The 17855-nt window shown below is 63.4% G+C and carries 17 protein-coding genes; 11 read left to right on the top strand and 6 right to left on the bottom strand.

Annotated features, from left to right (window positions below; all coding sequences use genetic code 11):
• The first annotated feature begins 8 nt into the window (after window positions 1-8).
• Window positions 9-581, top strand: coding sequence for a hypothetical protein (locus JHL16_RS23910; protein ID WP_200187422.1), 573 nt, complete (start codon window positions 9-11; stop codon window positions 579-581).
• Here the strand turns inward: JHL16_RS23910 and JHL16_RS23905 are convergent.
• Together JHL16_RS23905 and JHL16_RS23900 are read right to left on the bottom strand one after the other, a co-directional pair.
• Window positions 578-1465, bottom strand: coding sequence for a DMT family transporter (locus tag JHL16_RS23905; RefSeq protein ID WP_200187421.1), 888 nt, complete (start codon window positions 1463-1465; stop codon window positions 578-580). The genes JHL16_RS23910 and JHL16_RS23905 overlap by 4 nt on opposite strands.
• On the bottom strand, window positions 1462-2319 hold the full coding sequence (locus JHL16_RS23900; protein ID WP_246771147.1) for a DMT family transporter: 858 nt from the start codon (window positions 2317-2319) through the stop codon (window positions 1462-1464). The genes JHL16_RS23905 and JHL16_RS23900 overlap by 4 nt, the downstream gene beginning before the upstream one ends.
• 282 nt (window positions 2320-2601) lie before the next feature.
• On the opposite strand from JHL16_RS23900, the gene JHL16_RS23895 reads away from it, so the two are divergent.
• The 6 genes from JHL16_RS23895 to rarD all read left to right on the top strand — a co-directional run bounded on the left by JHL16_RS23895 (window position 2602) and on the right by rarD (window position 9630).
• Window positions 2602-3615, top strand: coding sequence for an ATP-binding cassette domain-containing protein (locus JHL16_RS23895; RefSeq protein ID WP_200187420.1), 1014 nt, complete (start codon window positions 2602-2604; stop codon window positions 3613-3615).
• Complete coding sequence (locus JHL16_RS23890) at window positions 3612-4430, top strand: ABC transporter permease (RefSeq protein ID WP_200187419.1); 819 nt, start codon at window positions 3612-3614, stop codon at window positions 4428-4430. The genes JHL16_RS23895 and JHL16_RS23890 overlap by 4 nt, the downstream gene beginning before the upstream one ends.
• 206 nt (window positions 4431-4636) lie before the next feature.
• Window positions 4637-5965 carry a cysteine--tRNA ligase gene (gene cysS, locus JHL16_RS23885; RefSeq protein ID WP_200187418.1) on the top strand — a complete coding sequence of 443 codons (1329 nt, stop codon included), beginning with the start codon at window positions 4637-4639 and terminating at the stop codon, window positions 5963-5965.
• Window positions 5962-7581 carry a citramalate synthase gene (gene cimA / locus JHL16_RS23880; RefSeq protein ID WP_200187417.1) on the top strand — a complete coding sequence of 540 codons (1620 nt, stop codon included), beginning with the start codon at window positions 5962-5964 and terminating at the stop codon, window positions 7579-7581. The genes cysS and cimA overlap by 4 nt, the downstream gene beginning before the upstream one ends.
• A 69-nt stretch (window positions 7582-7650) precedes the next feature.
• Window positions 7651-8610, top strand: coding sequence for a trypsin-like serine peptidase (locus tag JHL16_RS23875; RefSeq protein WP_200187416.1), 960 nt, complete (start codon window positions 7651-7653; stop codon window positions 8608-8610).
• Between the two features lie 81 nt (window positions 8611-8691).
• Complete coding sequence (gene rarD, locus JHL16_RS23870; RefSeq protein WP_200187415.1) at window positions 8692-9630, top strand: EamA family transporter RarD; 939 nt, start codon at window positions 8692-8694, stop codon at window positions 9628-9630.
• 22 nt (window positions 9631-9652) lie between these two features.
• Here the strand turns inward: rarD and JHL16_RS23865 are convergent, their stop codons facing one another.
• On the bottom strand, window positions 9653-10243 hold the full coding sequence (locus JHL16_RS23865) for an LOG family protein (protein WP_200187414.1): 591 nt from the start codon (window positions 10241-10243) through the stop codon (window positions 9653-9655).
• Between the two features lie 121 nt (window positions 10244-10364).
• Here JHL16_RS23865 and JHL16_RS23860 point away from each other — a divergent pair, with 121 nt between their 5' ends.
• The 4 genes from JHL16_RS23860 to JHL16_RS23845 are packed head-to-tail and all read left to right on the top strand — an operon-like array spanning window position 10365 to window position 15673.
• Complete coding sequence (locus tag JHL16_RS23860; protein ID WP_200187413.1) at window positions 10365-12170, top strand: LysM peptidoglycan-binding domain-containing protein; 1806 nt, start codon at window positions 10365-10367, stop codon at window positions 12168-12170.
• Window positions 12167-14074: an ABCB family ABC transporter ATP-binding protein/permease gene (locus tag JHL16_RS23855; RefSeq protein ID WP_200187412.1), complete on the top strand. Its 1908-nt coding sequence runs from the start codon at window positions 12167-12169 to the stop codon at window positions 14072-14074. The genes JHL16_RS23860 and JHL16_RS23855 overlap by 4 nt, the downstream gene beginning before the upstream one ends.
• Window positions 14075-14121: 47 nt before the next feature.
• The gene (locus JHL16_RS23850) at window positions 14122-14826 is read left to right on the top strand and encodes a phosphatidylserine decarboxylase (protein WP_200187411.1); all 705 of its coding nucleotides are present in this window, start codon (window positions 14122-14124) and stop codon (window positions 14824-14826) included.
• A 10-nt stretch (window positions 14827-14836) separates the two neighbouring features.
• The gene (locus JHL16_RS23845; protein WP_200187410.1) at window positions 14837-15673 is read left to right on the top strand and encodes a CDP-alcohol phosphatidyltransferase family protein; all 837 of its coding nucleotides are present in this window, start codon (window positions 14837-14839) and stop codon (window positions 15671-15673) included.
• Between the two features lie 35 nt (window positions 15674-15708).
• On the opposite strand, the gene JHL16_RS23840 is transcribed toward JHL16_RS23845, so the two are convergent.
• Genes JHL16_RS23840 through JHL16_RS23830 form a run of 3 tightly spaced genes read right to left on the bottom strand, consistent with a single transcriptional unit; the run spans window position 15709 to window position 17851 of the window.
• A complete protein-coding gene (locus JHL16_RS23840; protein WP_420884569.1) occupies window positions 15709-16161 on the bottom strand; it encodes an aconitase X swivel domain-containing protein in 453 nt (150 codons plus the stop codon).
• On the bottom strand, window positions 16158-17414 hold the full coding sequence (locus JHL16_RS23835) for an aconitase X (protein WP_200187409.1): 1257 nt from the start codon (window positions 17412-17414) through the stop codon (window positions 16158-16160). The genes JHL16_RS23840 and JHL16_RS23835 overlap by 4 nt, the downstream gene beginning before the upstream one ends.
• Entirely contained in the window at window positions 17411-17851 is a 441-nt protein-coding gene (locus JHL16_RS23830) for an acyl-CoA thioesterase (protein ID WP_200187408.1), read from the bottom strand. The genes JHL16_RS23835 and JHL16_RS23830 overlap by 4 nt, the downstream gene beginning before the upstream one ends.
• Between the last annotated feature and the right edge of the window lie 4 nt (window positions 17852-17855).

Genomic DNA, 17855 nt, shown 5'->3' with positions numbered 1-17855 from the left:
TTCCCGTGATGGCAGAAGACGGCAAGCTTATGGGATTCGGGATATTCGAAGGAGTCTGGCGAACCATAACCGGCACGGTTGTAGGCTCGACGGAAGTCGATCTCGGCAACGATGGAGTGATATCCCTTCGCCTCAAGAGAAAAGATGACCTGCTCTATGCGGTGCTGGTGTCAAAGTCCTCGGGTGGCACTCACTATTATCCAATGGATATGAGTGATCTTCGAAATTTCGAGGCCGTACTGCGCGCGACCAAGATGCAGCTCGAGCCCTTGCGGCTGGACGAGCTGGCCCGGGAGAGCGCGAGAGATATGATGCGGCTCGGTATCCTTGAACGGATATGGCGACGGGTAATCGATACTCCGCTGTGGAGGGAAGACGTGCGCATCAGCGGCGGAGCGAAGATTTCCTTCCGTATCAGAAATAGATTGAAGCGGCGTTTCGAGATCGTTGTCGGGACGGGTGAGGCGACTGCCCACATGCGCGCCGGGCGACATGAACTGGAGCTTCTGGAAGAGGCTTTGGTCGCAACGAGGACGGCGATCGAAAGCTCAAGAAATCCGGCCCAGTCCGCCGTAGTCTAAACCGGCGGCGGTAAAGCCCGCCTTGGCCTGATCTCGGTCAGGATATGACCGAACAGCGCCAGCATGACGACGCCGCCGCCGAGGAGCACGGCTCCCGCCGGCGTCTCGCCGAGGAACAGCCAGACCCAGAGCGGCGTGAAGGGCACTTCGAGCGCTGCGATCAGTGTCGCTTCGGCGGCCGGGATCTTGCGCGACCAGATCGCATAGAGGATGAGGCCGGACGCGTTCTGCACGATGCCGAACAGGGCGATGAGCAGGAGGTCCTGGGCGCTCACCGCCAAAGGAGCGGCAAACCAGACGGTCACGAAGGAACAGAGCCAGGCCGAGATCGCCATGGCGGGCAGCATCGGCACTTTCTGATGCCCGCGCATGATGGTCGTCATGGCGGCCATGCTGAATGTCATGAGGACGGCGAGGCCCTTGCCGAAAAGGCTGCCGTCCCAGGAGGCGTCCTTCATCATGAGCGCCACGCCGGCAAGCGCCACGAGGCTCGCCACTATGGTGCGGACACTCGGCTTCTCGCCGATGAAAAGCCAGGCGAAAGCGGCGGTGACGAAAGGCACCGTCGCATAGATGATGAGCGCCTCGGCCACCGTCGTGTAGCGCATCGAGCCGATGCCGGTGATCATGCCGATGGCCGAGCACGCCGCCACCGCGAAGACCGGCAGCGGCAGGGGCCAGAGCCTGGCGATACCGGCTTTTCCCTCCATCAGCAGATAGACCAGCATCACGCCTGAGCCGGAGAACACACCGCGCCAGAACAGCATCGTCATCAGGTCGGCGCTGATGAGCCTGACGAAGATGCCGGAGGTCGACCAGAACAGCGCCGCAGTCGCCACCAGGAGGAGGCCGAGACGATGCTGCGCGGCGTGTTCCGCATTCATGATGTCTGCTTGGCTTTCAGAAGATTGAGCATATTGGCGCCGAGGATCAGCGTCGCGCCGATGATCGAGACGAGATCGAAGCCCTCGCTATAGAGCCAGTAGCCGGCGAGCACGGTCAAGGGCACGCGCAGGAAATCCATCGGCGTCACGATGGTCACGTCGGCGAGCGAGATCGCCTTGGACAGGCAATAATGCGAGAAGGTACCGGTGAAGCCGACGACGGCGACCCAGATCCAGTTTTCGGGCTCAGGCCATTTCCAGGTGAGATAAGCCGGCACCGCGCCAATCACCGTCTGGATGGCAAACATCAGGAAGATGACGGTAAGCGCCGTATCCTTGCGTGTCAGGACCTTGGTGAGCGCGACCGAGACGGCAAATCCGACTGCCGCGACAAGCGCCACCAGATGGCCTGCATCGACCGTCGCCGTGCCGGGCTTCACGATCAGCAGGATGCCGAGAAAACCGAGCCCGATGGCGGCGATCCGGTAGCGGGTCAGCGTCTCGCCGAGAAAGGCGACGGCGATGAGGGCGCCCCAGATCGGCATGGTGAACTCGATCGAGACGACCTGGGCAAGGGGAATGAGGAGGAGCGCGGTGAACCAGGAATATTGGGCGGCGTAATGCGCGATATTGCGCACGATATGGAGCGGCAGCTGGGTGAGGCGGGCGCGGACATTGCCTTCATAGAGGACGAGGGGGCCCAGCACCGCCATGGCGATCAGGCTGCGCAAGATCATGATCACGAAGACCGGCACATCGTGACCGAGCTCGCGCCCGGCGACGGTCAAAGCAAGGGTACAGAGAAGCCATCCCGCCATCCAGATGGCCGCTTGTGTCGTCGATTGTTGCGGCAAGCGCGATCTTCTCCCCTGAGAGTTGTGACCTTAAGGGCCTCTTTGGGGACCTGCTAGGGTGTAAAGCTCATATCAACCCTGCGACGGGAACCGGGCTGACGGAAGCACCCGCTGCTGACAGCCCTTGGCGCGGCGAGCCATTATGCCGGTTGATCTGGACAAACGCCGGCCAGCCATGCGAGGTTTCTCCGGCGCGACCACTGGAGAGGGTGATTACCCTGCGATTTCGCGCAACACCGGCAGCACGCTGCCCAGGTTTTTCACAGGTTTCACGGACGCGTCATGAACGATGCCATGCGTATGAACAATTCGTCGTCCGTCGAAGGACAGCCAGCGCCAGCCATTTCGGTGCGCGGGATCGTCAAGCATTTCGGCGCGGTGCGGGCCGTCGACGGCATCGACCTCGATGTGCCACGCGGTATGATCTTCGCCATTCTGGGGCCTAACGGCGCCGGCAAGACCACGCTGATGCGCATGCTGGCGACGCTCGCCACACCTGATGCGGGCTCCGCCAGCGTCATGGGACATGATCTCGTGACCGCGCCACAGAAGGTGCGCGCCAGCATCGCCATGACCGGCCAGTTCGCCTCGCTCGACGAGGATCTGACGGGCCGCGAGAATCTGCTGATGCTTGCCCGGTTGTGGGGCTATCGCGGCCGCGGCGCCAAGGAGCGCGCCGATGAACTGCTTGCCGCCTTCGATCTGGCCGACGCGGCCAACAAGCAGGTCAAGGCCTATTCGGGCGGCATGCGCAGAAGGCTCGACATCGCCGCCTCGCTCGTCGTGACGCCGGGCGTCCTTTTTCTCGACGAGCCGACGACCGGCCTCGATCCCAATGCGCGCCAGAGCGTGTGGCGGATGATCCGGGCGCTGGCGGGCTCGGGCGTGACGATCCTGCTCACCACCCAATATCTCGACGAGGCGGATCAGCTGGCGGCGCGTATCGCCGTCATCGACAAGGGCAAGAAGATCGCCGAAGGCACGAGCCGTGAGCTCAAGGCCGCCACCGGTTCGGGCTTTCTCCATGTGGCGCTGGCCGATCCGGCGCGTGTCGATGACGCGAGGCGGCTGCTCGAGGACCATCTCGGCGGCAAGGTCCAGCAGAGTGCGGAAGGCGTCCAGCTTTCGGTCATGGCGGGCACCCCCGCGGCGGCCAGCCAGGCGATCGCCGCACTCATCGCCGACAATATAGAGCTTGCCGATTTTTCCATGGGTTCGCCCAGCCTCGAGGAAGTGTTCTTCGCGCTGACGGGCGGCGGCGGCAGGCTCGCAAAACCGGAAGGGGACGAAAGATGACCGACTTGAGCTCGACCCCCTTGGAACTCAGACTCGACCGGGCGCCGCCCAAGCCACCGTCGGCCTTCTCCAACGCGCTCGTCTTCGGCTGGCGCGCCATCCTCAAATTCAAGCATGTGCCGGAGCAGCTTTTCGATCTGGTGATGACGCCGATCATGTTCACGCTGCTTTTTACTTTCGTTTTCGGCGGGGCGCTGGCGGGATCGACCGGCGCCTATCTGCAGTTCTTCCTGCCCGGCATCCTGGTGCAGACGGTCGTCTTCAATGCGGTCTATTCCGGCATGGGCCTCTCGACCGACCTCAGCAAAGGTCTGTTCGACCGGTTCCGCTCGCTGCCGATCTGGTCGCTGGCGCCTTTCGCCGGTCTTATGGTGGGCGATATCCTGCGTCATCTGATTGCCGGCGGGATCATCCTGACCATTGGCCTCATACTGGGCTATCGGGCCGAGGCGGGTGTCCTCGGCATCATTGCCGCTTTCGGGCTGCTTCTCGCCGTCGGTTTCGGCATGGGCTGGATTTTCATCGTGCTGGGTCTTCTGGTCCGCACGCCGATGACGGTGATGACCGCCGGCTTCACCTTTCTCTTCCCCCTGGTCTTCGCCTCCAACATCATGGTTCAGCCGGACACCATGCCGGGCTGGCTCAAGGCTTTTGTCGAGGTGAACCCCATTTCGCTGATGACCAGCGCCATTCGCGGGGTGATGGCCGGGAATGCGACCGTGAGTGACGTTCTCTGGGCGCTGGTGGCCCCGGCCGCCCTGACGGTTCTCCTGGCGCCGGTGACGCTTTGGCTCTACCGCAGGAGCGACCGGTAAGTCTTATTTAGGCTGTTCCCGAGGCCGGGCTTGACGGGAGGGGGCAGTTCCGTCATTTTGCCGGCCCATGACGACCGCCCCCCACTATGCCGTCCCGATGTGCGGCATGATTATTATCTGCATCTAGCGCTTAAACGCTGGCAGGCGGCCGCTTTACCTAAATCCAAGTCGAAGCGATCCCCGGGCCGGCAAGCCCCGAGAGTCACATGACGTTACGACTTTACAATACCCTGACCCGAGCCAAGGACGTCTTCACGCCGATCGATCCCAAGGCGGTCCGCATGTATGTCTGCGGCCCGACGGTCTATGATTACGCCCATATCGGCAATGCGCGGCCGATCATCGTCTTCGACGTGCTGTTCCGGCTGCTGCGCCATCTCTATGGCGCCGACCATGTCACCTATGTGCGCAACATCACCGACATCGACGACAAGATCAACGCGCGGGCCAAGGAAGAGGGCGTGCCGATCGGCGATCTGACCAGCCGCACGACGCGCCAGTTCCATCAGGACATCGCGGCGCTCAATGTGCTGGAGCCGACGCATGAGCCGCGCGCCACCGGCACCATCCCGGAGATCGTGGCACTCATCGAGATGCTGGTCGCCAAGGGCCATGCCTATGAGGCGGAGGGCCATGTGCTCTTCGACGTGCCCTCGATGAAGGATTACGGGAAATTGTCGCGCCGGCCGCTCGACGACATGATCGCCGGCGCCCGCATCGATGTCGCCCCTTATAAGAGGGGCGAGATGGATTTCGTCCTGTGGAAGCCGTCGACCCCGGATCTGCCGGGCTGGGACAGCCCATGGGGCAGGGGCCGGCCCGGCTGGCATATCGAATGCTCGGCCATGTCGTGGAAGCATCTGGGCGAGACCTTCGACATCCATGGCGGCGGCATCGATCTCATCTTCCCGCATCACGAGAATGAAGTGGCGCAGTCGCGTTGCGCCTTCGGCCTCAAGGTGATGGCCAATATCTGGATGCATAACGGTTTCCTGCAGATCGACGGCCAGAAGATGTCGAAGAGTCTCGGCAACTTCCTGACCATCAACGAGGTGCTGAATGACTGGCCGGGTGAGGTCGTGCGCTTCAACATGCTGCGCACCCATTACCGCCAGCCGATCGACTGGACTGTGAAGGGGCTCGAGGAGAGCACCCGCATCCTGGACGGCTTCTATAATACCGCCGCCTCCCGCCTCACCGAGGATGTGCGTATCGCAGCGCCGGTGCTCGAAGCCCTGTGCGACGACCTCAACACGCCGCGCGCCATCGCCGAATTGCATGCGCTCGACCGGCCGAATTTCCAGATGGAGCTCGGCGCCACGCTCAATGCGCTGGGCTTCACCGGCAGGCATGTCGAGGAGAAGGCGGCCAAGATCGACGAGCACAAGGTGAATGAGCTGATCGCCGCGCGGATCGCCGCGCGCGCCGCCAAGAACTGGGCCGAGAGCGACCGCCTGCGCGCCGCGATCGATGCGCTGGGCGTCGTCGTCATGGACAACAAGGACGGCACGACGAGCTGGGAGGTGAAATCGTGACGCGCGAGCGCCTCTATCTCTTCGACACCACCTTGCGCGACGGGCAACAGACGCCGGGTGTCGATTTCTCGCTCGACGACAAGCTGGTGATCATGGAGATGCTCGATCAGCTCGGCCTCGATTACATCGAGGGCGGCTATCCGGGCGCCAATCCGACCGACACCGCGCTCTTTGCCGAGGCGCGACCGACCAAGGCCACCTTCACCGCCTTCGGCATGGTGAAGCGCGCCGGCCGGTCCGCTTCCAATGATCCGGGCCTGCAGGACATCCTGCGCGCCAAGGTGAAGGCGATCTGCTTCGTCGCCAAATCCTGGGACTATCATGTCCGTGTCGCGCTCCAGACGACGAATGAGGAAAACCTCCTCACCATCAAGGACACGATCGAGAGCGCCAAAGCGCTGGGACGCGAGGTGCTGCTCGATTGCGAGCATTTCTTCGACGGCTTCAAGGCCAATCCGGCCTATGCGCTCGAAGTCGCGAAAACCGCCTATGAAGCGGGTGCGCGCTGGGTCGTGCTGTGCGACACTAATGGCGGAACTTTGCCGCCCGAAGTTTCGGAGATCGTCCGTGAAGTGACGAAGACGGTGCCGGGCAGCCATCTCGGCATTCACGCCCATAACGACACCGAGCAGGCGGTGGCCAATTCGCTGGCCGCGGTGCTGGCCGGCGTCCGCCAGATCCAAGGCACGCTCAACGGCATCGGCGAGCGCTGCGGCAACGCCAATCTCGTGTCGATCATCCCGACCTTGGTGCTCAAGAAGGAATTTGCCGAACGCTTTGAAACGGGGGTGACGGAGGAAAAGTTGGCGACGCTGACGCATGTGTCCCGTGCGTTCGACGAGCTTCTGAACCGCAGCCCCAATGCGCAGGCGCCCTATGTGGGAAGGAGCGCCTTCGCCACCAAGGCGGGCATCCATGCTTCGGCGATCGTCAAGGAGCCCGAGACCTACGAGCATGTGCCGCCCGACAGCATCGGCAACCGCCGCCGCATGCTGGTCTCCGACCAGGCCGGCAAATCCAACCTGCTGGCCGAGCTCGCCCGCATCGGGCTTGCCGTCGACAAGAGCGACAGCCGTCTCGATACGCTGCTGCGCGAGGTGAAGGAGCGAGAAGCGCAAGGTTATGCCTATGACGGGGCGGATGCCTCCTTCGAGCTGCTGGCGCGCCGCATGCTCGGCACCGTGCCGCATTATTTCGACGTCCAGTCCTTCCGGGTGATCGTCGAGCAGCGCCACAACGCGCTGGGCGAGCTCGTCACCATGTCGGAGGCCGTGGTCAAGGTGAAGGTAGACGACGAGATCTTCATCAATGCCGGCGAAGGCAACGGCCCGGTCAACGCGCTCGACGTCGCTTTGCGCAAGGATCTCGGCAAGTACCAGCGCTTCATCGACGATCTCGAACTCGCCGACTACAAGGTCCGTATCCTCAACGGCGGAACGGGAGCCACTACCCGCGTTCTGGTCGAAAGCCGTGATGGCGAGGGCAATCGCTGGTTCACCGTCGGCGTGTCGCCCAACATCGTCGATGCCTCCTTCCAGGCGCTGTCGGACTCGATCGTCTTCAAGCTGCTGCGCGAAGAGGTGGCGGGCGCGGAAAAAGCCACGCCACGGCCTTAAATTCCTCTTCACTTCGCACGATTCGCCCCCTATCCTTCCCTTGCGGAAAGATAAGGGTCGAATATGCGAATGGTGAAACTGGAAGCCTTGAAAGTTGTGACATTTCTGGGGGCGGCGCTGATCCTGGCCGGTCCCTCAGTCGCGCAGGACAGCAAGACTGGTGCTGAGCTGCGGATCAATTCGATCACCTTGCCCGATGAGCCGTCGAAAGCGCTGCCATGGACGCGGGCTCAGCTCTCCGAAGCCAAGCCCATGCCGATGCCGATGATCGAGGGCGCACCGCCGCCACGCCCCAAGGCCGAGAACAGCCCGCAGCGTTCCGAACAGAAGCCGGTGAAGAGCCTGGAGAGCCGGGGGCAGGCGGGCGATGCCGGGACACCCTTGAAGTGGGCTGGAAAGATGTTCTTCCGCAAGAGCGGGGAAGCCTATGTGTGCAGCGGGCAGTTCATCGACGAACGTGTCGTCCTGACCGCCGCACATTGCGTGCAGGACACCCATAGCGGCAAGTTTGTGAGCGACCTTGTCTTCGAGTTGCAGCATCGCAATGGCAAATATGTGAGCCGGCATCGGGCAAAATGCATCGCGACCTATGGCGGCTGGACCATGGGCCTGGGGGTCCCTGGGCGTTATCAGTGGGATTTCGCCATGTTCCTCGTCGACAAACCCTCGCCTACCGGAAGCTTCGGCTATCACGCGGCTTGGCGTGATGACTATGCGAGCGATACGCTGGTCGGCTATCCGGGCGACATTGCCGGAGGCAGACGCGTAACCACGGTGCAGGGGAAGCTCGATCCTTTCCCCTATGGCAGCGATGTGGCCGTCACCAGCACCAAGCACGGCGAGCGCCGGTTCCTCGGCGGGTCAAGCGGCGGCGCCTGGGTGGCGAAATATACGACCAAGAAGGGTAGCGGAAACTACATCATCGGGGTGAATTCGCACTATTACGAATCCGACCCCACCACGATGTACAGCCCTTATTTCAGCGCTTTCAACGAGTTGCTCGCCTACACGAAGAACGGCTGTAACTGACCTCTATGTGCGTTCCCGGCATGCGACCCATGCTTGCAAGCCGACTGGCTGAAACGGGGCGGGCCCGCTAAACCATCGCCGATGTCCGCCATAGATACTCCGGTTTCCGCCGCCCACCTCTCCGAAGCCAAGAAGGGCGTGGCTTTCGGCATCGCGGCCCATCTCGTCTGGGGCGTGATGGCCTATTATTTCAAGCTTATCGAGGCCGCTTCGCCGGTCGAGATCGCGGTGCACAGGGGCCTCTGGTCGCTCACCATAGCGGCCATCGTCATCTGGGCGCTTGGCCAATATGACGACGTGAAGAAGGCGCTGGCCAGCCCACGCATCGTTCTCACCCTGCTGTTCACCAGCCTGCTGATCGTCTTCAACTGGGGCTTTTACATCTGGTCGATCCAGAACGGGCGCACCATCGAGGCGAGCCTCGGCTATTACATCAACCCGCTGCTCAACGTCGTGGTGGGCGCCATCTTCCTCGGCGAACGTTTCACCCGCCTGCAACTCATCGCCATCGCGATTGCCGTGATCGCGGTGCTGGTCCAGACCATCGCGCTCGGCGTCGTGCCCTGGCTCGGTCTGATGCTGGGCGCGACCTTCTGCCTCTACGGCCTCATCCGCAAGACCGTCGATGTCGGTGCCACGCAGGGCTTCTTCATCGAGGTGCTGCTCATCTTCATTCCTGCCGGGGCCATCGCGATGTGGTTGGGCGAGACGGGGCAGGCGCTATTCCTGACGACCCCTTTCTATACGCTGATGCTGATGGGCTGCGGCGTGCTCACCGCGGCGGCGTTGCTGTTCTTCTCGCTTGCGGTGCGGCGCATCCGCTATTCGACCGCCGGCCTCATGCAATATATCTCGCCGTCGCTCGTCTTCCTCACCGCCGTCTTCATTTTCGGCGAGCCGATGGACTTCTGGCGCTGGTTCTCTTTTGCGCTGCTCTGGGTAGCGCTCGGCATCTACACCTATGCCGCCCTCAAGGAAGGCCGCCGCATGCAGGAACTGGTCGAGCCGGCGCAGGCCTGAAACGCCGGCTCCTTCGCTATCCTCACAAAGTCTTGCGGATCGGATCGGCCGGCACATTTGAAGTGAACTGGCTCAGTCGCTCTTCGAAGACCGACACCACGTCTTCGGGCTTCTTCACCACTTCGAGCTTGAGATCGATGCCCTCGCGGATGAATTTCTCCTGCCGCATGTGGTTGATGAGGGTGAGGAGGGGCGCCCAGTAATTATCGACATCGCAGATGATGATCGGTTTGGCATGCCGGTCGAGCTGCGCCCAGGTCGAGATCTCGACCAGCTCCTCGAGCGTGCCGAGGCCGCCCGGAAGTGCCACGAAGCCATCCGAGCGCTCGAACATCGTCATCTTGCGCTCATGCATGCTGGCGGTGACTATGAGCTCGTTCACATTCGTCAGCATACGTTCTTTGTTGACCAGGAATTCCGGGATGATGCCGACCACATGGCCGCCGCTGTCGAGCACCGACTGGGCGACCTCGCCCATCAGGCCGAGGCTGCCGCCGCCATAGACGAGGCCGATGCCGCGATTGGCCATGGCCGTGCCCAGTGCACGCGCTGCCGCCATATAGGCGGGATTCCGTCCCGGACCCGATCCGCAATAAACACAAAGATGCCGCATGATTCTCCTATATTCCTTTTTGTCGCGAGAGGGCGGCCGTAAAGTTGACCTGACTGCCGCTTAAACTTTGCAGATTCGCCAGTTATTCCCTATTTACAGGCGGAAACATGGAACCGCGACAATGAAAAATCCGCTTGTAGTGTTTACCGGTGCTGCCTTGGTCACTCTGACCGCTTTGGCCGGTCTCAAGATGACCGACTGGCCGTCCGATGCGCCGCCCGAGTCCAATGCGGCGCAGACCCAGAGCGAGGCGCCGAAGACCGCCGAAGCGGAGAAACCAGCCGAAAAACCGGCGGAAATGGCCGCTGTCCAGCCGACCGAACAGCCCCAGACCGAAACACCGAAGACCGAAACGCCGGCGCCGGAAGCCGCTGCGGCACCTGCCAAGCCGGAACTCGATACGGTGCGTGTCGAGGCCGACGGTCAGGCCATCGTGGCAGGCCGCGCCCAGCCGGGAGCGGAAGTCTCGCTCAAGCTCGGCAATGAGGTTCTGGGCAAGGGGGTAGCCAATTCGGACGGCGCCTGGGTCGTCGCGCCCGAAAATCCGCTGCCCAAGGGCGCCCATGAGATCACCGTCGAGCAGAAGGCGCCCGACGGCACTACCACCACCTCGGAGAAATCCATCGCTGTCGCGGTTCCCGAGCAGCCCGGCCAGCAGGCCATGGTGGCCCTGACGGAACCGGGCTCTGCCACCAAGGTCCTTCAGGCCGGTGGCGCCGCCGAGCCGCCGGCACAGGTCGAAAAGCCGGCCGAGCCGGAACAGAAGACCGCTGACGCCGAGCCCGCCGCGCCGACGGAACAGGCGCCAGCCGCTTCCGCGCCGGCCGCCGGGACGGAGCAGCCTGCCGCAGGCGAGACGGTCCAGAAGACTGCCGAAGCCCCGGTAGCGAGCGAAACGGTGCAGAAGACGGCCGAGGCGCCGGCCGCCCCCGAAACCGCGCCGAAGCCTGAGGAAAGCGCCGGTGCGGCGCCCGCCGAGCCGCAAAGCCAGGAAATGGCCGCGGTAGCGCCCAAGGCCGCTGAGGAAACCCAGGCCGAAAAGCCGGCTGAACCCGCAGCTCCCAAGGCGACCGAGACGCCGGCCAAGACCGCCGATGTTCCGCTCCGCCTCGATGCCGTCGATTACAACGACAAGGGCGACATCATCTTCTCCGGCCGCGCCCGGCCCGGCACCGCGGTGCGCCTCTATGTCGACAATGGCAGCGTCGGCGACGCCATCGTCGATTCTGGGGGCAACTGGACCTTTGCCGGCAGCGACATCATAGCGCCAGGCACCCACTCTTTGCGGGCCGACCAGATCGACAGCTCAGGCAAGGTGATGGCGCGCATAGAGCTGCCCTTCCAGCGCGAGGATGCCGCGGCCGTCGCAGCGCTCAACGCGCCGACTGAGCCCGAGCCGGCGCCGCCGGCGAAGTCGACCGAAATCCCGCCTCCGGCTCAGCCCGAAACCACGCAGGCACAGCCCGTGCCGCAGCCGTCGGAGCCGGCCCAGCCGGAAGCGCAGCCCGCGCCGCAGCCGACCGAGGTCGCCAAGGCCGAGCCCGAGACGACAACACCGGCGCCGTCCGCGCCCGCCGCTTCGTCCGCGCCGCCGGCAACACCTGAGCCGCAGCCCGAGGCGACCGAGCAGGCCGCCGCCGCGCCGACGACTCCCGAGCCCGAGACCAAGCAGCCCGAGCCCGACAAGCCGCGCTCCGGCAAGGTGGTCATCCAGCCCGGCAACAATCTGTGGAAGCTGTCGCGCGTGATCTATGGCCGCGGCATCAATTTCACCGTGATCTACGACGCCAACAAGGAACAGATCCGCGACCCGGACCTGATCTATCCGGGCCAGATCTTCGCCATCCCCAATGCCAACCCACCTGAATCGATCGACCCCAAGCGCCGTGATCCCCTGACCAGCGCCGAGGGCGGCACCGCACAATGACGCGCCCGACGCCGCATCAGGCGGCGCTCAGGCGAGGTGACGGCAGCCACTGGGGGACGCTCAAGGACATCATGCCGCTTCTGTGGCCGGAAGGGCGCATGGACCTCAAGGTCCGTGTCGTTCTCGCCGTGGTGGCGCTGGTCCTCGCCAAGGTCATCACCGTCCTCACGCCTTTCGCCTATAAATACGCGGTCGATGCGCTGACCGTGAAGGATGGCCTGCCGGCGCTCGTCGTCGTGCCGGCCTTCATGATCCTGGCCTATGGTGTCGGCCGCGTGATGATGGTGGCCTTCGCGCAATTGCGCGATGCGATCTTCGCCAAGGTCGGCCAGCGCGCGGTGCGCGAGCTCGCGATGCGCACCTTCCGGCATCTCCATGCGCTGTCGCTGAAGTTCCATCTCGAGCGGCGCACCGGCGGCCTGTCGCGCATCATCTCGCGCGGCACCAACGGCATCGACACCATCCTGCGTTATTCGCTGTTCAATACGTTTCCGACGGCGCTCGAGCTCCTCTTCATCTGCGGCATCCTCGCTCATTCCTATGGCTGGCTCTATGCGCTGGTGGTGGCGGGGACGGTGCTGGCCTATATCATCTACACCTATATCGCCACCGAATGGCGCATCAACATCCGCCGCGCCGCCAACGACGCCGACACCGATGCCTCGACGAAGGCCATCGACAGCCTGCTCAATTTCGAGACGGTGAAATATTTCGGCAATGAGGAACACGAGGCGCGCCGCTACGACGTGGCGATGGCGCGCTACGAGAAAGCCTCGATCAAGACCTGGATCTCGCTCGCCATTCTCAATGCCGGCCAGGCACTGATCTTCGCCATCGGCCTCACCGTCGCCATGCTGATGAGCGGCTATGCGGTGCAGAAGGGCACCATGACGCTCGGCGATTTCGTCATGATCAACGCGCTGATGATCCAGCTCTATATGCCACTCAATTTCATCGGCTCGGTCTATCGCGACATCAAGCAGGGGCTGATCGATGTCGAGGAGATGTTCTCGCTGCTCGAGGTCGAGGCCGACATCAAGGACCGTCCGGGCGCTGTGCCGCTGCGCACCGCCAAGGGCGAGATCATCTTCGAACATGTCGATTTCGCCTATGACAAGGAAAGGCCGATCCTGCGCGATCTCTCTTTCCGGGTGCCGAGCGGCAAGACGGTGGCGATCGTCGGTCCTTCGGGCGCCGGCAAGTCGACCATCTCGCGTCTCCTGTTCCGCTTCTATGACGTAAGTGCCGGCCGCATTCTTGTCGACGGGCAGGATATCGCCGGTGTGACCCAGAAGACCCTGCGCGCCGCCATCGGCATGGTTCCTCAGGACACGGTGCTGTTCAACGACACGGTGCGCTACAATATCCGCTATGGCCGCCCCGAGGCGAGTGACGAGGAGGTCGAGGACGCCGCCCGCCTGGCTCAGGTCCATTCCTTCGTGATGACGCTGCCCAAGGGCTATGAGGCGCTGGTCGGTGAGCGCGGCCTAAAATTGTCGGGCGGCGAGAAGCAGCGCGTGTCGATCGCCCGCACGATCCTCAAATCACCGCCGATCCTCATCCTCGACGAGGCGACCTCGGCGCTCGATTCGATGACCGAGCGTGAGATCCAGACGGCCCTGGGCCAGGTGTCGCGCAACCGTACCACGCTGGTCATCGCCCATCGCCTGACCACAGTGGTCGAGGCCGACGAGATCATCGTGCTGGAGCATGGCGGCATCGCCGAGCGCGGCACCCATGGCGAGCTTCTGAAGCAGCGCGGCCTTTACGCTGCGATGTGGAACCGGCAGCGCGAGGCCGACGAGGCGCGCCGCAAGCTCGCCGATATCGAACATGAGGAAGAGGATGGGGCCGGCGACGGCACTCCCGGACCGAGCATCGTCGCGGTTAACTCCGCCACCTGACATTTTCTGTCTTTTGTCATTATTTTCAGCTAGGTTCCGCAGCCGTCATGTCACTTGTCAACACCATCACCTCGACTTTCGTCCCCGTCCACCGGGAGGGCTGGAAGTTCGTAGCCATCGCCGCGGCCGTCACCCTGGTCTTCTATTGGTTCGACCTTGATTTGCTGGCGCTCCTGGCGCTGGTGCTCACTTTGTGGTGTGCCTATTTCTTCCGCGATCCCGAGCGGGTCACGCCCTTGCGTCAAGGGCTCGTCATCTCGCCGGCCGACGGGCGCGTCAGCGCCATCGAAAGCGTGGTGCCGCCGCCCGAGCTCGATCTGCCGCGCGAGACCTTCACCCGTATCTCGGTGTTCATGAATGTGTTCGACGTGCATATCAACCGTTCGCCGGTCGATGCGCGTATCGCCCATATCGCTTATGTGCCGGGCAAGTTCCTCAATGCCGAGCTCGACAAGGCGAGTGAGGACAATGAGCGCCAGGCGATGACGCTCGAGCTCGAGGACGGGCGCAAGATCGGCGTCGTGCAGATCGCCGGCCTCGTGGCGCGGCGCATCGTGAAATTCGTCGATGACGGCGACATGCTGAAGGCGGGCGAGCGTTTCGGCCTCATCCGTTTCGGCAGCCGCGTCGATGTCTATTTGCCGAAAGGCGTCAGCGTCTTTGCGGTCCTCGGACAACGGGCGATTGCCGGCGAGACGGTGCTCGCCGACTTCGCCTCGGACGAGTCCGAGCGTGCCGGCCGGCGGAATTGAGGAGCAACCCATGGCGGACATCCCCAATCCGGAAGACGAGACGATCGTGACCAGCCATCGCGAGCAGCGCCTGCGCCGCTTCAAGCAGGTGCCGATCCGCATCCTGGTGCCCAATCTCATCACGCTTCTGGCTTTGTGCAGCGGCGTCACCGCCATCCGCCTCGGCATGGAAGGCCGCTACGAGCTGGCCGTCGGCGCCGTCATTCTCGCCATTGTGCTCGATGCAGTCGACGGCCGCCTGGCGCGCTTCCTGAAAGGCACGTCGCGTTTCGGCGCCGAGCTCGATTCGCTCGCCGACTTCGTCAATTTCGGTGTGGCGCCGGCCATCCTCATCTATCTGTGGTCGCTCAATTCGCTGAAAAGCCTGGGCTGGCTCGTCGCTTTGTGTCTGGCGATCTGCTGCGCGCTGCGGCTGGCGCGGTTCAATGTCGCGATCGATGATCCCGACAAGCCCGCCTGGATGATGAATTTCTTTACTGGCGCTCCGGCCCCGGCAGGCGCCGGCCTCGCCATGGCGCCGATGTATCTGGGATTCCTCGGCATCATTCCCGACGGCCATGAGGTCGCCTGGGCCGTTCTGCCTTACACTGCCGCCGTGGCGCTTCTGATGGTGAGCCGGGTCCCGACCTTTTCGGGCAAGACCTTGGGCTCGCGCATCAGCCGCGATCTCGTTCTGCCGCTGCTCGGCGTGGCCGCTCTTGTCGTCGTCAGCCTGATCACTTTCCCCTGGGAAATGCTGACCGCGATGTCGCTGCTTTACATCGCGCTCCTGCCTGTCGGCATGCGCTCCTACCGCCGCCATAAGGCGGACTATGAGCGGCGTAAGGCTGAAACGCCGGCGGCTTAGCGATCGCAATTGAGAAGGATGCAATCTTTCGCGCGCTAAGCTCGGCTCAAAGGCGGAATGCCGCCGGCTCTCGCGTCCTGCCGGATCACGCAGCATGACGCCCCAACATCTCGGATCTCTGTAGGAAGATCAGACACGAGGCCCTCGGTGTCGCCGACCACGAGCGGCATTCTCACGGCATAGAGCATATCGGCGACGATCGCGCCCACTGCCAGAATGGCATCGGTGCGGGCTAGGATGATGCCAGCCGGCGCCGTCTTTCGCCTGATGGCCTCGGCGAGAACGGAGGATGACGAGGACGAACCGCGCCCGCCCGGCATGACGAGGATGCGTCCGGTGACCGTCTCGCCCTGATCGGGGTGGTTGGCGTCGATGATCCGGCCGGTAGCGACGTCTATCCCGCCCCAGAAGCTCAAAGGCTGGGAGAGAACCAGAGCCATTCCCTCGGCATTTCCGGCAATGACGGCAACAGCCTCGCGTTCCATCATGAGCCTCGTGTCACGCGGCCGGCGGCGGCGGAGCGAACGCAATCCTCAAGCTCGCCGAACGCGACCGTCACGCCGATATTTCCTGGCGCATAATATGCCCATTTTCCTGAGTTGGTCATGACGACGCCCTCGATCTCTTTCAGTATGGCGGTCACATAGGTGCAGGTGTCGGCGACGGGCCGGACACCGAAATCGTGCAGCTCCGCCAGCTCGCCAGTGCGGTCGAGCTCGCTCAGCGTGTCACGGCCGGTATTGACATAGATCGGGATGTTTCTCTGCGGCCGGTACCGGCGCAGCAACGGTATCAGCCGCCGCCACTCGTCCAGGGAGAAATGCGGTGTGCCCAGCGACACGGCCGATATCGGAGAACCGTCCGGAACCTTGGATAGGCGCGCAAGGGCCTGGGCCAGGTCGGCTTCGCTGATCGCGATCGTCTGATCGGGCGTTCTGCCACCGAAAGCCTCCCCAACAGTTGCGGCCTCGGGCGTAATTCCGACGGCATGAAACATCGCGACCGAGCCGGCGGACGCGGCGGCGGCGCCGAGCGCCTTCAACTGATCCTCGTCTCGAGGCGGCGGCAGGCCGTTGATGACGGGGAGATGGTCGCCGCTCTTCTCTCCGATAACCAATCCGACCGCTACATAGAGGCTGTCGCTCGCCGCAAGAGACGCAGAAAGTCCGACGATCTCATACAAAATCTGGCCGCGCCGGTTCGCATCGAGATGCAGTCCCCAGGCCGGAGCGCGCCCGGTCAGCGCACAGCACAGGTCGATGAAGTCGCCATAGCGGTTCGTGCGCGCGCCGATCACGGAATTGGCGAAGATGATCGCATTGGATTCTCCCCAGGCGATCTGTTCGCCGAAGCGCGGACGAAAGCGCGTCTGGTAGGGCGCGCAGGTGAAGGTGGGGGCGCAGCCCAAAGCGAGATGAGCGCTCATGAGCCGGCGCATGGGACTTTCATCCTCGCGCTTGACGCGCATCAGCTCCGGATGGATCAGGTCGACCGAGCCGACATTCAGCGTCGTTGGCACTTGCACCTTGCCGCCCAAGGCGACGAGCCTGTCGACAAAATCGAGGCCCGCCTGGCCGTGATAGAGGCATCCATCAATATGCGTTCGTGCGATATCCAGGAGTCCACCAGCCCCGAGCGCTGCGCAGAAACGTACGAGCACGGCCATGGCCATGCCGGCGGCCGCTCCCCTTTCACCATTGAGGGTCGCCTGATCCTCAGAAGTCAGCCTGAGGTCCGTCACGGCGATCCATTCATGGGATGCGCGGCGGCCAGTCGGCGGGCGGCATCACGGATGGCATCGCTGAGCGGCGCCGATGCCCGGCGTTCGAGATCGAAGAGCACGGTCACCTGATCGCTCGTCGAATGCACCCTCCCGGTCTCGGCGTCGCACAGCTGATGGCGATATTCGATCGATTTGTTGCCCATGCGAATGAGGCTCGTGCGGACCACCGGCAAGTCGCCGGCCACCAGCTCGATCTCGTATCGGATGAGCTGCTGCACGTCGGCCCATCCATAGTTCAGCTTCTTCAGCTCCGCCTGCGGACAGAGGCGGGCCAGGAAGTGCAGGGTCGCCCCGTCATAGAGGGCCGAATAGAACTGCGTGTTCATATGGCCCATGCCGTCGCACTGCCACGGATAGACGACCCCGCGAAAGGTTTCGACTGGCGCGTGCAGCATCGCT

The organism is Taklimakanibacter albus (assembly GCF_016595235.1).
GTDB classification, from domain to species: domain Bacteria; phylum Pseudomonadota; class Alphaproteobacteria; order Rhizobiales; family Aestuariivirgaceae; genus Taklimakanibacter; species Taklimakanibacter albus.
Note: the sequence above shows the minus strand (reverse complement) of the source record. Positions and strands in the feature narration are given on the sequence as shown.

What these genes read in the sequence shown, in the direction of transcription:
- JHL16_RS23845 (WP_200187410.1), top strand. Translation starts at nt 14,837, where the DNA reads ATGGCGGACATCCCCAATCCGGAAGACGAGACGATCGTGACCAGCCAT.
- JHL16_RS23855 (WP_200187412.1), top strand. Translation starts at nt 12,167, where the DNA reads ATGACGCGCCCGACGCCGCATCAGGCGGCGCTCAGGCGAGGTGACGGC.
- JHL16_RS23910 (WP_200187422.1), top strand. Translation starts at nt 9, where the DNA reads ATGGCAGAAGACGGCAAGCTTATGGGATTCGGGATATTCGAAGGAGTC.
- JHL16_RS23830 (WP_200187408.1), bottom strand. Translation starts at nt 17,851, where the DNA reads ATGCTGCACGCGCCAGTCGAAACCTTTCGCGGGGTCGTCTATCCGTGG.
- JHL16_RS23860 (WP_200187413.1), top strand. Translation starts at nt 10,365, where the DNA reads ATGAAAAATCCGCTTGTAGTGTTTACCGGTGCTGCCTTGGTCACTCTG.
- JHL16_RS23865 (WP_200187414.1), bottom strand. Translation starts at nt 10,243, where the DNA reads ATGCGGCATCTTTGTGTTTATTGCGGATCGGGTCCGGGACGGAATCCC.
- JHL16_RS23895 (WP_200187420.1), top strand. Translation starts at nt 2,602, where the DNA reads ATGAACGATGCCATGCGTATGAACAATTCGTCGTCCGTCGAAGGACAG.
- JHL16_RS23890 (WP_200187419.1), top strand. Translation starts at nt 3,612, where the DNA reads ATGACCGACTTGAGCTCGACCCCCTTGGAACTCAGACTCGACCGGGCG.
- JHL16_RS23840 (WP_420884569.1), bottom strand. Translation starts at nt 16,161, where the DNA reads ATGATGGAACGCGAGGCTGTTGCCGTCATTGCCGGAAATGCCGAGGGA.
- JHL16_RS23850 (WP_200187411.1), top strand. Translation starts at nt 14,122, where the DNA reads ATGTCACTTGTCAACACCATCACCTCGACTTTCGTCCCCGTCCACCGG.
- JHL16_RS23875 (WP_200187416.1), top strand. Translation starts at nt 7,651, where the DNA reads ATGGTGAAACTGGAAGCCTTGAAAGTTGTGACATTTCTGGGGGCGGCG.
- cysS (WP_200187418.1), top strand. Translation starts at nt 4,637, where the DNA reads ATGACGTTACGACTTTACAATACCCTGACCCGAGCCAAGGACGTCTTC.
- JHL16_RS23905 (WP_200187421.1), bottom strand. Translation starts at nt 1,465, where the DNA reads ATGAATGCGGAACACGCCGCGCAGCATCGTCTCGGCCTCCTCCTGGTG.
- rarD (WP_200187415.1), top strand. Translation starts at nt 8,692, where the DNA reads ATGTCCGCCATAGATACTCCGGTTTCCGCCGCCCACCTCTCCGAAGCC.